Origin of the sequence: Paenibacillus periandrae (genome assembly GCF_022458865.1) — a bacterium.
GTDB lineage: Bacteria > Bacillota > Bacilli > Paenibacillales > NBRC-103111 > Paenibacillus_S > Paenibacillus_S periandrae.
On record NZ_JAJNMU010000003.1, the window covers coordinates 18,737 to 33,158 of the forward strand.

Genomic DNA, 14,422 nt, shown 5'->3' on the forward strand with positions numbered 1-14,422 from the left:
ATAAAATCAATTCTATAGGAAAAGCCGCCCCATCCACTTAGAGTGGCGTAGAGCAGCTTTCACTGCGGATGCGATAATAGCCTGGATATTTATGGGGTCTTACGAAATGCTCGCTATGGATTCGAGCTTGATTGGGGTTTATTGACTGCTGCTGGTTTATTGCTTGGAGCGGTTGCAGCAGGTAAGACAGATTTATTTGTCACACCATTCGTGTTGGAGGTGGAGCCTGCTCGCAGATCAGCCTCTACGACATTTTTTTTGCTGTTCACATCTTTCGTGAGGTTTGTTTTCGAGTCTTGTCCATTCAACAGCGACTTGATGAACACCTGCAGTTTATCCCGATTTACCGAAATGACGTCTGCGCCTCCAACCTTCTTTTCAACAAGCAGCTCGGAGGGAGGTATCTGCTGGCTGATCAAGCCTTCGGTCTTGGCCTCATAACCGAGCGAACCGAGCTTTATCATATCTGTCGTAGACAGATTGGTCTGTATATACGGATCAATACTGCTAAGAATACGCGGGATTTTGAGCAGGGAAGAGGTGGATTGCATTTTCTTAAGAACAACTTGTACAAAATTCCGCTGCCGCTCCGTACGTGCGAAATCGCTTAAGGCATCATGACGGAAGCGAACGTACTGCAGCGCCATTTTGCCATCGAGATGCTGCATTCCTTTTTTTAAATCAATGTCATATTCGTGGCCATCCTCAGCATCGGAATATTTCATATTCTTCTCTACGTCTATGTCGATGCCATCAATGGCGTCTACTAGCGCTATAAATCCTTTGAAATCGGTATATACGTAATATTGGATAGGGATGCCAAGCAAATCGCTTACCGTTTTCATCGTCAGGTTAGCACCGCCATAAGCATAAGCCGCATTAATGCGGTCCTCACCGTATCCGGGTATTTTCACGTATGTATCCCTCATGATTGAAAAGAGATGCGCTTTTTTGGTTATGGGATCTATGGAAGCGACAATTAAAGAGTCTGAACGCGGCACCTCGTTTTGCTTCATACCCCGTGAGTCACCGCCTAGCAGCAGAACATTGACACGCTGGTTGCCCTCCCACTTCGGCGGCAAGTAGGTTTCGACGTTTTTCGACGTGCTTTTTGTCGATAGGGTACTGAGTGGTTTATTGCCGGAACCTGGCTTACTTTGGATATGATTGGCGAAATTCAAAAAGGCATATGTATAATATCCGACACCACACAAGAGCAGCAGACATATAGCTAACAGCGACCACTTCAATTTCCTAATCATTGTGCGCCCCCTTTTCATTCTGTCGATTTGCTTTTGATTTATACCGGGTTCGTGTATCATAACATATATAGGGTTTGAAAAAGCTGCAGAATCATACCTCAGTCAAGGAGGAAATGTTTCTCTGTTTTCATTTTCTATCTTAATTATAGTTTGTTTGTTTTATTGATATCAAGTTTCATGAAATCGGATATTTTGTCGAACTTCCGTACATTAATATGCTGAAATGATTTTCAACAGGAGGAAGCTATGTTTGCCATTGAAGTGAATGACCTACGTAAGGAATTCAAGATTCAGAAAACGCGTGAAGGACTTAAAGGTGCCGTACGTGACCTGTTCAACCGGGAGTACAGCCAAGTTACAGCGGTCAAGGACATCTCCTTTCAAATTAACAAGGGGGAAATTTGCGGTTATATCGGCGAGAACGGGGCCGGCAAATCGACAACGATCAAAATGCTGACGGGTATTCTCGTACCCACCTCCGGCAGTATCAAGGTGAATGGCTACGTTCCCTACAAAGAGCGTGAAGCGTTTGTGAAAGGTATAGGCGTTGTATTTGGTCAGCGCAGCCAGCTGTGGTGGGATATCGGTGTGATTGAATCGTTTCAGCTGCTGAAAAAGGTGTATCGTGTCTCAGAAGCGGAATTTAAGCCTCGTTTAAGTGAGTTGGTTGAACGGCTGCAGCTCGCGGATCTGTTGAATAGGCCTGTCCGTAAGCTGAGTCTGGGACAAAGAATGCGCTGTGAGCTGGCGGCATCCTTGCTGCACAATCCGCAGATTGTATTTTTGGATGAGCCGACCATTGGTCTCGATATTGTAGTGAAGACGGAAATACGCGAGTTTCTCAAGTCGATGAACCAGCGCTATGAAACAACGATTTTATTGACAACGCACGATTTGCAGGACATTGAAGCACTCTGCTCCAGGGTCATCATGCTCGATGATGGAAGCATTATATATGACGGCGGACTCGCCGAGCTGAAAGAAAAATGGGGCAAAGGCAAAGATATTATTATGCGATTTGCCGAAGCTGTACAGCTCGACCGGTTGAGGGAGCTGACCCAAGGTATGGACGTGCATTGGTCAGCCGATGATCAAGGAACTGCCCGGGTATGGATACCGCAAAATGGGGCCAACGTCTCAGATGTTCTCAGCCGCGTAGTCGGTGTGATGAATATTGAGGATATCAAAATTACCGAAACGAACACAGATGACATCGTAAGGGAAATTTATAAATCCGGTTCTGCCGAAGTGAAGTCCAAGCCCGCCCTGCAAGACGATTCCGCCCAAGCAGCGGAGGAAAAGGGTGTGAACTCGCATGCTTAGCGCTTATATCGAGATTATCCGCATGCGGTTTCTCATGATGCTGGCTTATCGCGTCAATTACTACAGCGGAATTATCATTTATGCGCTTAACATAGGTGCGTATTATTTTTTGTGGAAAGCGATCTATGGGACAAGCGAAACACTGGGCGGTATGACGGTGGCGCAAATGACGACCTATGTAGCCGTTTCGTGGATGGCCCGGGCGTTCTATTTTAACAATCTGGATCGCGAAATCGCTACTGAAATCAAGGATGGCAGTGTTGCGATTCAATTTATTCGCCCCTACAACTATATTATTGTGAAAATGATGCAGGGCTTTGGTGAAGGTATTTTTCGCTTGTTTCTGTTTATGGCTCCGGGAATGGTTGTGGTTTCGCTGCTATTTCCGGTTAAGCTGCCGACCGATCCGGTAATATGGGTTGTCTTTATGATTATGTTATTTCTAAGCTTTCTGATTAATTCACAAATTAATATCATAACCGGGCTATTTGCATTTTTTCTGGAAAATAATGAAGGCATGATGCGGATGAAGCGAGTGATGGTCGATTTATTTTCCGGGCTGGTCGTGCCGATCTCCTTTTTCCCTGGCTGGGCTGAAGGGGTTCTGAAGCTGCTGCCGTTTCAGGCCATTACGTATTTGCCCGGCGCCGTATTTACCGGTAAAGTGACCGGCAGCGCCGTGTATGAACTATTGGGTGTGCAGCTAATTTGGTTTGTGCTGCTTATTGTGCCATTAGCTTTGCTGTGGCGCGGCGCACGGACACGGCTGTTCGTGCAGGGAGGTTGATCGTATGGCATTTTATACAGGCCTGGTGCTTGATTATTTGAAAAATTATATGAAGACCCGTCTGAGCTACCGTTCGGATTTTTGGATTGAAGTATTGTCTGATCTATTGTTTAATGGTTTGAATTTGTTCTTCATACTGGTGGTGTTTCAGCATACACAGCTGATTGGCGAGTGGAATGAACAGCAGGTTTTATTCGTGTACGGTTACTTTATGGTTCCGTTCGGTATATTCAGCGCCTTCTTCAGTTTGTGGGGATTTACGGAAAGATACATTGTAAAGGGGGAAATGGATCGAATTTTGACTCGGCCCGCTTACAATCTGGTGCAGCTTATGCTGGAAAATATGGATCCGTCCTCTTTGTTCAGCGCCTTGACCGGCTTTTTGATTATGATGTATTCATGGTCGCATTTGGGTCTAACTCTTTCCTGGTATGATCCTTTGGTGCTGATTGTGCTGGTGGCCGGGTCAATCATGATTTACGGGGGCATCTACATTTTCTTTATCGCCACCTCGTTTTTCTCGGACTCTCCAACCGGAATTTTACCGTTGATCTACAATTTGCAGAACTATGGACGGTATCCGATGACGATTTACAACAGGCTGCTGGGGTTTTTGCTGACCTGGGTACTGCCGTTTGGTTTTGTCGGGTTTTTCCCGGCTGCGTATTTTCTGGATCGTGCAAACTGGGGAGGTTTTGCTTTGCTGACACCGCTTGTTGGATTGGTGTTCCTGGCATTCGGTTTGACGGTTTGGAACATTGGTGTCAAGCGTTACCGCGGAGCTGGATCGTAAATGTAGCCGCTTCTGAACAACCTTCTTTGCCTGAACGGTGGGGAAGGTAGTTTTTAGCAACGGAAATGTACATGCGTACATTTGGAAATATTTTAATGTAAAATTCAGGTTATATTCAGCTTCGCATCATTCTTTCTTCATAAATTCGGCCTATAGTTCTATAATGAGGGGTTCATGACTAATCTGGACAGAAATACATAACCCTACATAATGAACCTATAGAGAAAGGATTTGGAGGGAAGCGGGATGCTGGATACAAAATTAGAGAAAAAAGGCCGTCGATCCACAAGAGCTTCCGAAAATGGAGGCCGTCGGTCGTTGGTGGGGCTGCGTACAGCTGCAATTTGTTTACTAAGCGGGATATTGTTGACTACTGCTGCCTGTAGTAAGACCCCTGCCAAGGGGGAACCGACAGCCTATTCGGGGCAAAAGGTTGTACAGTCAATGGAAAGCATTCTGCCACCGGATTACTGGCCAACAACGGGCTGGAAAACTGCATTGCCTGAGGAGCATGGAGTTGACTCGGCGTCCATTGCAGCAATGGTCGAGGAGTTCAAGGACCACAATGTGCACAGCTACGTTTTGATTCGGGATGGATATGTACTGTCGGAAGGTTATAATCAGGCAGTGGATGCGGACACGCGGCAGCCGCTATATTCCGTTACCAAAAGCGTGACATCCGCGATTACAGGGATGCTGATAGGCGAGCATGTGCTTACGGGTGTGGATCAGAAGCTAAAGGACTTTTTTCCTGGTATAGAGCGAGATGCGGCTAAGGGCAATATAACGGTCGAACAGGTGCTGTCGATGACATCTGGGCTTGAATGGGACAATAGAGGTGAGCGTTCCTCCAATGAAATGGCGGATTCACCGAACTGGCTGCAATATGTTTTGGAGCGGCCTGTAACGAGCCAGCCAGGATCAGTATTCAACTACAGTAATGGCAATGCGCATCTGATGTCCGGTATGTTGCAGACGGCGCTGGGTGTACCGATCAGCCTGTATGCCAAATCCAAGCTGTTCGACCCGCTCGGCATTACGAATGTTTCCTGGGGAGTTGATCCACAAGGAGTTTCAATTGGTGCTTGGTCATTACAGCTTACAACCCGGGATATGGCCAAGTTTGGATTCATGTATTTGCAAAAAGGTCAATGGGAAGGCAAGGAAATTGTGCCGCGCTCATGGGTTGAGGCCTCCGTTCAGCAGCGTGTGGCTGAAAATTACGCAGATGGCACACGAGGTGGCTATGGATACTTCTGGTGGCTAAAGCCGGTTTCGAATTCGGGAAGTGCAATACTTGACCATGACGCTTTTTATGCAGCAGGTTCGGGTGGACAGCGCATCTTCGTAGTGCCCGATTTAAATCTGATTATGGCTTTTACAGGCAATAACCAGAAGGAAGACTACATGCCAGAAGGCATGCTGTTCAAAGCGACCATGGCGGTCAAATCGAACCAGCCATTAGCTGCTAATGCTGCGGGAGAGGCACGCCTTGCTGCTGCACTGCAAGCCTTTAAGGCAATGGTGGACAAGCCGGAATAATAGATATAAGCACTTCACAGCTCAGGATAGCCAATATCGGTTATCCTGGTTTGCACATAGAATGGGTTTGTACAGTAGCAAGCTTCGTACATAGGAAAGGTGGATAAAAGAGTGTCACAGCTTGAAGTGGGACAGAAGGTCCCTGATTTTACATTGCCCTCGAGCAGCGGCGAGCTTGTATCCCCCCGGCAATATTTGGGGAAAAAACTTATTATTTATTTTTATCCGGCTGATCTGACACCAAGCTGCAGCCAGGAATCTTGTGATTTCCGAGATGCCAACGGAGCGTTTGATGCCTTGAATGCAACTGTATTGGGAATCAGTCCGAATGATTTGAAATCTCATCATAAATTTATTGCCAAGTATAATCTTCCTTTTGAACTGCTGTCTGATCCTGACCATAAGGTCTGTGAGCTGTTTGGTGTATGGCAGCTAAAGAAGCTGTACGGGAAAGAATATATGGGCGTGGTGCGTTCAACGTTCCTAATCGACGAACAGGGTGTTTTGGTTAAGGAGTGGCGCAAGGTGAAGATTAAAAATCATGTGACCGAAGTTCTTCAAGCGGCAGAAGAATAAGTTATTATTACATACATAAAGGACGGTAGAGAGATGAGGTATCTTTCGAGTAAGAGCCGATATATAGCTGCCTGTACGTTGGTGGTGGTAATGGTAATGCTTGCTGTTACCACCGCCTGCGGGAATCAAAAGGAAACGAAAGCGGATGTATACTCGGACCGTGAGATCATCAAGCAGCTTCAGGAATTAAAAAAGCCTGATTATTGGCCTACAGAGCAATGGAAGAGTTCCACTCCCGAGGCTCAGGGGATGGATTCGACGGCGCTTGCCGATGTGATGAAGCAGGTTCCAGGGAACAACATCCATAGCCTGGTGCTGGTACGCAACGGTTATATACTGGCTGAAGGCTACAATGCGGATGCGTCGCCAGATGTAGCACAGGATATTTTGTCAGCCACTAAGAGTTTGACCTCTGCATTAACAGGCATCGCCATCGATGAAAGTAAGTTAAAGGGTGTGAGCCAAAAGCTGTCGGAGGTGCTGCCTCAAGCGGTTGCAGCCAGTCCGGACAAAGGTGCGCTAACGATTGAAAATTTGCTGACGATGACATCAGGATTGAAATGGGACAATGAAGGTGAGCGTTCCTCCAATGAAATGGTGGACAGCAATGACTGGGTCAAATATATCCTGGATCAACCAGTGGTCGGTAAAATGGGCAAGGACTTTAATTACAGCAACGGAAATGCACATCTGATGTCGGCCATTTTGCAAAAGGCTGTGAATATGCCAACGGCCAAATATGCGGAGCAGAAGCTGTTCGCGCCGCTCGGCATTAAGGACGTGGAATGGTATGCCGATCCACAAAATATTGATATTGGCGCCTTCTCGGTACATATGAAAGCACGGGATTTGGCCAAAATCGGATATTTATACTTGCACAATGGACTTTGGGATAAGCAGCAGGTTATCTCCACCAAATGGATTGAAGCTACGTTGAAGAAGCATGACGATCAGGAATTTGCCGATGGTTCACTTGGCAGCTACGGGTACTTCTGGTGGTTGAAAAATATTGAATCCAAAGGAACGGCAAATCGCATTAATATGTTTTATGCTGCGGGCTCAGGTGGACAGCGCATCTATGTGCTGCCCAAGCAAAATCTGATTGCGGTATTTACCGCAAGTACAGCCAACTCGTTCGTTACGGAATCTTTACTGGAGAAAATAGTCGGAGCGATTCGATCCGATTCACCACTGCCTACTAATACGGATGGGGTGAACAATCTGAACGCCGTTATGGCAAGCTTCAAGCAAATGAAGGATAAGTAAGCAGTGAGCATCAACAGCAACACTATAGAATCGTCAGCCACTTGTGGCTGTACGGTTCTTTTTTGTGCTGCCGAACCATATAGTCTAGTAAAATAACGGATGATTCGGAGGGTTACTTCTAATGCCAAGCGGCCTGCATGCTCGCACACACACCCATTACAAAAGGTTGGTACTGGGTTATTTGTTGTTTTGTTTGGCAGCCTTATTTTGTTATTCTCATCGTGTCTATGCCGAGACAGAGCCAGCGTTGGGGGAGCCGGATTCTCATGAGGTTTATCTGAAATTAAAAAAAGGCGAGCGGGTCTGGAAGGATAAAGTGTACGTGGCTCCACAGCAGCCGACCGTTTATTTGACCTTTGATGACGGTCCAAGCAAGCTGACTGGACAAGTACTCGATATTTTACAGCAGGAAGAGGTTAAGGCGACATTTTTTGTATTGGGCCAGCAGGTGGAAGCTTATCCTGACCTCGTAAAGCGAGCGGTGGCTGAAGGCCATGCTATTGGCAATCATACATATAATCATGTATACGGTGAGCTGTATAAAGGCTTTTCTTCGTTTTGGGAGCAGATTGAGCGGACAGAGGACATATTAGCTGAGACTGTGGATATCAGGCCTTCTTTGATTCGTGCGCCGGGCGGAACGTTCGGCAATTTTGATGCATTTTACTTTTATTATTTGGATCAGGCGGGTTATGAGGTGCACGATTGGCATATCGACAGCGGTGATTCCAAGAGAGTTGGCGTGCCCGCAGCAGAAATCATCCAGACCGTCCGGAAGGGGCCGTTCCAGGATGAGCTTATCGTGCTGATGCACGATGGAACCGGACACGAGCAGACCGTGAAGGCGCTGCCGGAAATTATACGATTGTTCAAGCAAAAAGGATATGTGTTTGCTGCGCTGCAACCATCGGTACAGCCGAAGCATTTTGCTTTGGGTAAGGTACAGCAGCCGCGCCCATCAAGCGAAGCGGGGTATGAGAAACAGCTGGCTGAGGCCAGAGTCCACGAGCTGGCCATGTCTGCGCTCGAACAGGGCAGACGTACGCAGCAGGCAGCAGACCAGGTGAATCCTATTGATTCCAGCCCAATTATCCAAGAAACTGTCGGTGGTGTACCCACATCAGCCGTTGTCGGAACCAAAGGGAGTTTATTATTGGCGAATCCTACACGTTCACAGGCAGCGCCTCTTGAAGTGCTGCTGGGCAGAAAGAGTCTTAAGCTGGATGCCGGGCATTACCGTTTCAAGGATGGTCACTATCAGGTACCTTTGCGCCAGTTAGTGGAGTCATTGGGTGGCGACATACAATGGCGAGGTGAGCAGCGAACAGCTGTTGCCCATTATGGGCCGCATACGCTGGAATATGATTTTGCCCGGCAAGAGCTGCGTATACGCGACCACGGCGCCACAACGACGATCCATCTGCCCCAAATGGAACTGCAGAATGGTACCGTTTATGTGCCGCTGCGAGGTACGCTGGATAAGCTGGGAATCGGCATCCCAGCCTATGGCTCGGAGGATGGAGTAATGAAGGTTCATGTAGGGATGAACCTGCGGTTGTAGCCTGAATAAATCAACTTATCCACAATCCATCCACATTAAACACCTTTTTATCCACAAATTATTAAGGGTTTGTTGAACGACACAGAAAAACAAGGGTTCGTTACAGCCATTCACCATCCAGAGGGATGCTCACGCGATTCGTCAGGTCTTCTTTTTGTAATTGGGATCGAAGGTCTGCTCGTGTTTCCAGACAGTGATTGATCGCTTCCAAATGGACAGCAATCACGTGCGTATTTGACGAATGAAGGCAAACTTGAGCAATATCTGCTGCTGTCATCGTAATGGGATCACCCGTAACAAATCGTGCTCCTCCCGCATTGACTACCGTGAACTCAGGCTTATAGGTATCAAGCGCAGCTTCGACCTCTTCGCAATAAATCGTATCGCCCGCCAAGTATAAAGTCGGCTCGCCTGGTGCCTGCAGAACAAAGCCAGAAACTGGCCCCATAGCCCGACCGATATCACCTGTGCCATGACGGCCATCGGTGCGGTACAAGGTGAGATTGTTATGCTGCAGCTCCTTGTCAACTGGATTGACACACTGAAAGCCCTTGTCTGTCATAGACGCATAATCATTAGGCTGGCAGACGAGCGGAATCTGCTTGGACAGCTTCTCCATAGCCGACACGTCCCAATGATCGAGGTGTGTATGTGTTACAATGACCAGACTGGGGTTTAGCAGCTTTTCCAGAGGGACCGGAAGAGGCACCAGTGGATTACGTCTGTCATTTTCCGTGTTGATAATAGGGGGATTTGCTCCGGCCTCACTGAACATAGGGTCAACGAGGATGGTCTCTCCACCGTATTCCAACCAAAGTGTAGCATTGCGTATAAGCTGTATGTTCATCAGATAACCTCCAAGTATAGTTAAAAAGGATTTATACACATTGTAGAGAAATAAGAGCTATTGGGGAATATACAGGTGAAAGACAATTCCTGATTCCCTTTTCATGATGAAAGGAATGGAGCTTCAGCTTGAACGCATATACAATTGACGACGTGGATTTGCTTATTCTGGAATGTCTGTTGGAGAAGGCTACCCGAACACACAAGGAGATCGGACAAATTGTTCATTTAACAGGACAGGCAGTTGGGACCCGAGTTCGGAGGCTGGAGGAGCTTGGCGTCATTGAAGGCTACACGTTAAAATGGAACCCTGAGAAAATCGGCAAGTCACTGCATGGCCTGATTACCGTATACATGAAATCAACCGTTTCCCATCAAACCTTTCAGGATTTTGTGCAGCGGGATAGTCGCGTGCAGGAAGTGCACCGGATTACTGGCGAAGGCTGTTACTGGCTGCGTATATTTGTGGACGATAATATGAGACTGAATGAATTTTTGGATGATCTGCTGAATTATGGAAATTATCGACTCAGTCTGTCTATAGGCAGAATTAAATAAGGGTGCGTGAACATAAGCATTCTCCATTAAAAACATCGTTATACCTAACTTTTTGCTGTGGTTTTCATCATTTTCATGGAGGGGCATTGCCCTTTCCTTGGCGGAAGCTTATAATTATGTCTATTGATTTAGAGCCTATTTAGGAGGAAATTATGGACAAGCCAAATGAAATTATCGTGGTATTGGACTTTGGTGGCCAATACAACCAGCTGATAGCACGCCGGATTCGAGACCTGGGTGTGTACAGTGAGCTGCTTCCTTACAATACATCTGCTGAGAAATTAAAGCAGCTTCAGCCTAAAGGTATCGTATTTTCAGGAGGTCCGTCCAGCGTATATGGGGACGACTCTCCGCTGGTAGACCCTGCTGTCTATGATTTAGGCATTCCGATTTTCGGAATTTGCTACGGGATGCAATTAATGGCGCATCAGCTGAAGGGCAAGGTAGAAAAAGCGTCCAAGCGCGAGTATGGCAAGGCAGAGGTCGATTTTGCCGATCATTGCCTTCTTGTACAAGGTCTGGATAAGCAGCAAACCGTATGGATGAGTCATGGTGACCATGTTGTAGAGCTTCCAGAAGGCTTCGTGGTTGATGCCGGTACAGAGCATGCGCCGATTGCAGCCATGAGCCATCCAGGTAAAAACCTGCTGGCTGTACAGTTCCATCCGGAGGTACGCCACTCCATTTACGGTAACGACATTATTCGCAACTTCCTGTATGAGGTCTGTGGATGTGAAGGCAACTGGACGATGGAAAGCTTTATCGAGGACACGATTCGGGATATCCGCAATCAGGTTGGCGACAAAAAAGTACTTTGTGCATTGAGCGGCGGTGTCGATTCCTCGGTTGTGGCCATTTTGCTGCATAAAGCGATTGGTGACCAATTGACTTGTATGTTTATTGATCATGGCCTGCTCCGCAAAGGGGAAGCAGAAAGCGTGATGGAAACCTTTGTCGGCAAATTTGGACTGAAAGTAGTCAAAATCGACGCACGTGACCGTTTTATGGGGAAACTGAGCGGAGTAGACGATCCTGAGCAAAAGCGCAAGCTGATCGGTACGGAGTTCATTCGCGTGTTTGAAGAGGAATCGGCTCAATTCGACGATTTCACATTTCTGGCGCAAGGTACGTTGTACACGGATATCGTGGAAAGCGGAACAGCAACAGCGCAAACGATCAAATCGCATCACAATGTAGGCGGATTGCCGGAGGATATGAAATTTAAGCTCGTTGAGCCATTGAGTGCTTTATTCAAGGATGAGGTGCGTAAGGTTGGCGAGGAATGCGGCTTGCCAGCGGCAATCGTTTGGCGTCAGCCATTCCCGGGCCCGGGTCTAGCGATTCGTGTGCTTGGCGAGGTTACTGAAGAGAAGCTGACGATTGTTCGTGAGTCTGATGCGATTTTGCGTGATGAAATTGCGAAAGCTGGCCTGGACCGCGAAATTTGGCAGTACTTTACGGCGCTGCCTAATATGAAAAGCGTTGGCGTAATGGGCGATGCCCGTACGTATTCCTACACCGTAGGTATTCGTGCGGTTACCTCCATTGACGGGATGACGGCCGACTGGGCGCGTATTCCTTGGGATGTGCTGGAGAAAATTTCGGTGCGGATCGTTAACGAAGTGGATAACGTCAATCGGATTGTTTACGATATTACGTCCAAGCCGCCGGCTACGATCGAGTGGGAATAAATTTGTAATAAACATGTAATCTGATATTCATCTGATTTACATGTAAATAGCCTATACTAGTACTCAACCCCCCTTTTAGAATATATACTTTAGACCCGCAGCCCGTTGCTGTGGGTCTCTTTTTTTACGGCAAAATGGAAGCTCAGGAATAAATAGGAGTGAAGGATGCATCAGGACACAGGACGATCTTTTCTGAAATAAGCTGTAAGACAAAAAACGAACAAGAAGATGATTTTTTCTTAAAATTGTTCGGAAAATCAATTGACAAGCTTGGCGGACACTTTTAAAATAAATGTTATCAAAAGGAAAATAGCGATTCGTATAATTTCGGGAATCGGCCCGGAAGTTTCTACGAGATCACCGTAAATGATCTGGCTACGAACAAACGAAGGATGACCATCCTATCCTCAAGATAACCGACACCGATAGCGAGTCCTTGTGCAAAATAAGGGACTTATAACAGGTTTACGGGTTATGGATTAGGGGATTATGGTAGTTGTTGCCTTTGTTTGCGAACTTAGCAGAAATCGGGCTGAGTTTTTTCGTTGTTCCAAGAAACCATTTGGAGGGATTTGGGGTAATGGATCGATTTTTTAAATTGAAAGAGAACGGCACCACGGTACGCACCGAGATCATGGCCGGTTTAACGACGTTCATGACCATGGCGTATATTTTGGCGGTCAACCCGAACATTCTTAGTGCGTTTGGCTCAGGTGCTACAGGGATGGATTGGATGGCTGTGTTTTTGGCAACAGCGATTGCGGCCGGTGTGATGACGATTGCAATGGGACTGTTCGTTAACTTTCCAGTTGCCTTAGCGCCGGGTATGGGACTCAATGCGTATTTTGCGACAGTGATTTTATCCTCCCAAGGCCAGTTTACGTTCCAAATGGGGTTAGCGGCGGTTTTTATTTCCGGATTAATCTTCATTCTGCTGACCGTCACAAAGGTCCGACAGTTGCTGCTAGTAGCGGTGCCGGATAGCTTGAAGCATGCCATTACAGTCGGTATTGGTCTGTTTATTACGATCATCGGCTTGAAAAACAGCGGACTGATGACGGTAGCTGTTGAATCTGGCAAGGACATTCCTGCGCACAAGTTTACGGATGTATTATCGTTTGAAACGGTTATTCATATGGGGAGTTTGAAGGATCCAGGCGTTGTGCTTTGTATCATCGGTCTGGTGCTGATTTCAGTATTGCTGGTGCTGCGCGTACGTGGAGCCATTTTGTTTGGTATTTTGCTCACAACCGTAGTTGGGTATTTCATGGGACAGGTTAATCTCGGCATGCTGGGCGACGCCAAAACCACATGGGTGCCGGATCTGAGCAAGCTGGCTTTTGCGCAGTTCGATTTTAAGGGGCTAATGAATGTCGGAATTATATCGGTGATCGCGACGTTTACGTTTGTCGAGCTATTTGATACGTTTGGAACCTTGGTGGGAACGGCGAACCGTGCCGGTTTTATGAAAAATAAAGCCGAAGGCAACAAAAAAGTCGGTAAAGCGATGATGGTCGATGCCGTTGCGGTCAGTGGCGGCGCGTTGGTTGGTACAAGCACGGTGACGGCTTTTGTAGAAAGCGCTGCGGGTGTTGCACAGGGTGGACGAACAGGCTTGACAGCGGTGACGACAGGGGTATGTTTCTTGCTGGCCTTATTCCTGGCTCCGATTGCTGCTTTGATTCCGGGGTCAGCTACGGCTGCTGCTCTGATTATTGTCGGTGTGCTGATGATGCAATCGGTCAAGGATATTGATTTTCAAGATTATGTCGTTGCGATTCCTGCGTTTTTGACCATTGCCTTAATGCCGTTTACGTACAATATTGCTAACGGTATTTCATTTGGCATTGTCACGTATGTCATCCTTGCAACGGTTGCCAATTTCAGAGAAAGTGGTGCCTATAAGGTTCACTGGCTGATGTGGGTTCTTGCTGTGCTGATTGTACTTCGGTATGCATTTATCGGCAGCGAAGGCTAATTATATTGAGTGTTGAGGAATATATTACGGTGCCCCCTGGGGCGCCGTTTTTTTGCTGTTTGGGCAAACCTAAGTGAAAATTTTTATAATTTTTTTATTTTTTGAGCATTGACATCTGCTGACCGGCATAATATACTAACAAACAATATCATAAACGCGAAGAACGGGAACAGTAGTCGGTCGGATCTGTCCAGAGAGCTGCGGGTGGTGCAACGCAGTCAGAGAAGCCAATGAAACTC

General features: G+C 47.0%; 12 protein-coding genes, 1 riboswitch and 1 other annotated feature (1 of these 14 only partly in view). Of the genes, 10 read left to right on the forward strand and 2 right to left on the reverse strand.

Annotation, left to right across the window (positions count from 1 at the left end):
- Positions 1 to 113 precede the first annotated feature (113 nt).
- Complete coding sequence (locus tag LRL21_RS05070; RefSeq protein ID WP_240414683.1) at positions 114 to 1,262, reverse strand: LCP family protein; 1,149 nt, start codon at positions 1,260 to 1,262, stop codon at positions 114 to 116.
- Between the two features lie 246 nt (positions 1,263 to 1,508).
- Here LRL21_RS05070 and LRL21_RS05075 point away from each other — a divergent pair, with 246 nt between their 5' ends.
- The 7 genes from LRL21_RS05075 to LRL21_RS05105 all read left to right on the forward strand — a co-directional run bounded on the left by LRL21_RS05075 (position 1,509) and on the right by LRL21_RS05105 (position 9,110).
- The gene (locus tag LRL21_RS05075) at positions 1,509 to 2,585 is read left to right on the forward strand and encodes an ABC transporter ATP-binding protein (protein WP_240414684.1); all 1,077 of its coding nucleotides are present in this window, start codon (positions 1,509 to 1,511) and stop codon (positions 2,583 to 2,585) included.
- Positions 2,578 to 3,372, forward strand: a complete 795-nt coding sequence (locus LRL21_RS05080) for an ABC transporter permease (RefSeq protein WP_240414685.1) — start codon at positions 2,578 to 2,580, stop codon at positions 3,370 to 3,372. Before LRL21_RS05075 ends, LRL21_RS05080 begins: the two co-directional genes overlap by 8 nt.
- Positions 3,373 to 3,376: 4 nt before the next feature.
- Positions 3,377 to 4,165, forward strand: a complete 789-nt coding sequence (locus LRL21_RS05085) for an ABC transporter permease (protein ID WP_240414686.1) — start codon at positions 3,377 to 3,379, stop codon at positions 4,163 to 4,165.
- A gap of 246 nt (positions 4,166 to 4,411) precedes the next feature.
- On the forward strand, positions 4,412 to 5,707 hold the full coding sequence (locus LRL21_RS05090; RefSeq protein ID WP_240414687.1) for a serine hydrolase domain-containing protein: 1,296 nt from the start codon (positions 4,412 to 4,414) through the stop codon (positions 5,705 to 5,707).
- A 111-nt stretch (positions 5,708 to 5,818) separates the two neighbouring features.
- Positions 5,819 to 6,283, forward strand: a complete 465-nt coding sequence (gene bcp / locus LRL21_RS05095; RefSeq protein ID WP_240414688.1) for a thioredoxin-dependent thiol peroxidase — start codon at positions 5,819 to 5,821, stop codon at positions 6,281 to 6,283.
- A gap of 96 nt (positions 6,284 to 6,379) precedes the next feature.
- Positions 6,380 to 7,549 carry a serine hydrolase domain-containing protein gene (locus tag LRL21_RS05100; protein WP_240414689.1) on the forward strand — a complete coding sequence of 390 codons (1,170 nt, stop codon included), beginning with the start codon at positions 6,380 to 6,382 and terminating at the stop codon, positions 7,547 to 7,549.
- Between the two features lie 121 nt (positions 7,550 to 7,670).
- Positions 7,671 to 9,110: a polysaccharide deacetylase family protein gene (locus LRL21_RS05105; protein WP_240414690.1), complete on the forward strand. Its 1,440-nt coding sequence runs from the start codon at positions 7,671 to 7,673 to the stop codon at positions 9,108 to 9,110.
- A 100-nt stretch (positions 9,111 to 9,210) separates the two neighbouring features.
- Here LRL21_RS05105 and LRL21_RS05110 read toward each other — a convergent pair whose 3' ends face one another.
- A complete protein-coding gene (locus LRL21_RS05110; RefSeq protein WP_240414691.1) occupies positions 9,211 to 9,957 on the reverse strand; it encodes an MBL fold metallo-hydrolase in 747 nt (248 codons plus the stop codon).
- 128 nt (positions 9,958 to 10,085) lie between these two features.
- Between LRL21_RS05110 and LRL21_RS05115 the strand changes: the two genes are divergently transcribed.
- From LRL21_RS05115 to LRL21_RS05125, 3 genes are all read left to right on the forward strand, one after another.
- The gene (locus LRL21_RS05115) at positions 10,086 to 10,514 is read left to right on the forward strand and encodes an Lrp/AsnC family transcriptional regulator (protein WP_240414692.1); all 429 of its coding nucleotides are present in this window, start codon (positions 10,086 to 10,088) and stop codon (positions 10,512 to 10,514) included.
- Between the two features lie 152 nt (positions 10,515 to 10,666).
- Positions 10,667 to 12,205, forward strand: coding sequence for a glutamine-hydrolyzing GMP synthase (gene guaA / locus LRL21_RS05120; RefSeq protein ID WP_240414693.1), 1,539 nt, complete (start codon positions 10,667 to 10,669; stop codon positions 12,203 to 12,205).
- A 297-nt stretch (positions 12,206 to 12,502) separates the two neighbouring features.
- A riboswitch (purine riboswitch) is annotated at positions 12,503 to 12,603 on the forward strand.
- Between the two features lie 182 nt (positions 12,604 to 12,785).
- Positions 12,786 to 14,183, forward strand: coding sequence for an NCS2 family permease (locus LRL21_RS05125; RefSeq protein WP_240414694.1), 1,398 nt, complete (start codon positions 12,786 to 12,788; stop codon positions 14,181 to 14,183).
- A 150-nt stretch (positions 14,184 to 14,333) separates the two neighbouring features.
- Positions 14,334 to 14,422: a binding site (T-box leader), on the forward strand; it runs 209 nt beyond the window's last position.

Bases quoted from the DNA above. Each gene is read 5' to 3' on its own strand.
- LRL21_RS05070 (WP_240414683.1), bottom strand. From the start codon at position 1,262: ATGATTAGGAAATTGAAGTGGTCGCTGTTAGCTATATGTCTGCTGCTC.
- LRL21_RS05075 (WP_240414684.1), top strand. From the start codon at position 1,509: ATGTTTGCCATTGAAGTGAATGACCTACGTAAGGAATTCAAGATTCAG.
- LRL21_RS05080 (WP_240414685.1), top strand. From the start codon at position 2,578: ATGCTTAGCGCTTATATCGAGATTATCCGCATGCGGTTTCTCATGATG.
- LRL21_RS05085 (WP_240414686.1), top strand. From the start codon at position 3,377: ATGGCATTTTATACAGGCCTGGTGCTTGATTATTTGAAAAATTATATG.
- LRL21_RS05090 (WP_240414687.1), top strand. From the start codon at position 4,412: ATGCTGGATACAAAATTAGAGAAAAAAGGCCGTCGATCCACAAGAGCT.
- LRL21_RS05100 (WP_240414689.1), top strand. From the start codon at position 6,380: ATGCTTGCTGTTACCACCGCCTGCGGGAATCAAAAGGAAACGAAAGCG.
- LRL21_RS05105 (WP_240414690.1), top strand. From the start codon at position 7,671: ATGCCAAGCGGCCTGCATGCTCGCACACACACCCATTACAAAAGGTTG.
- LRL21_RS05110 (WP_240414691.1), bottom strand. From the start codon at position 9,957: ATGAACATACAGCTTATACGCAATGCTACACTTTGGTTGGAATACGGT.
- guaA (WP_240414693.1), top strand. From the start codon at position 10,667: ATGGACAAGCCAAATGAAATTATCGTGGTATTGGACTTTGGTGGCCAA.
- LRL21_RS05125 (WP_240414694.1), top strand. From the start codon at position 12,786: ATGGATCGATTTTTTAAATTGAAAGAGAACGGCACCACGGTACGCACC.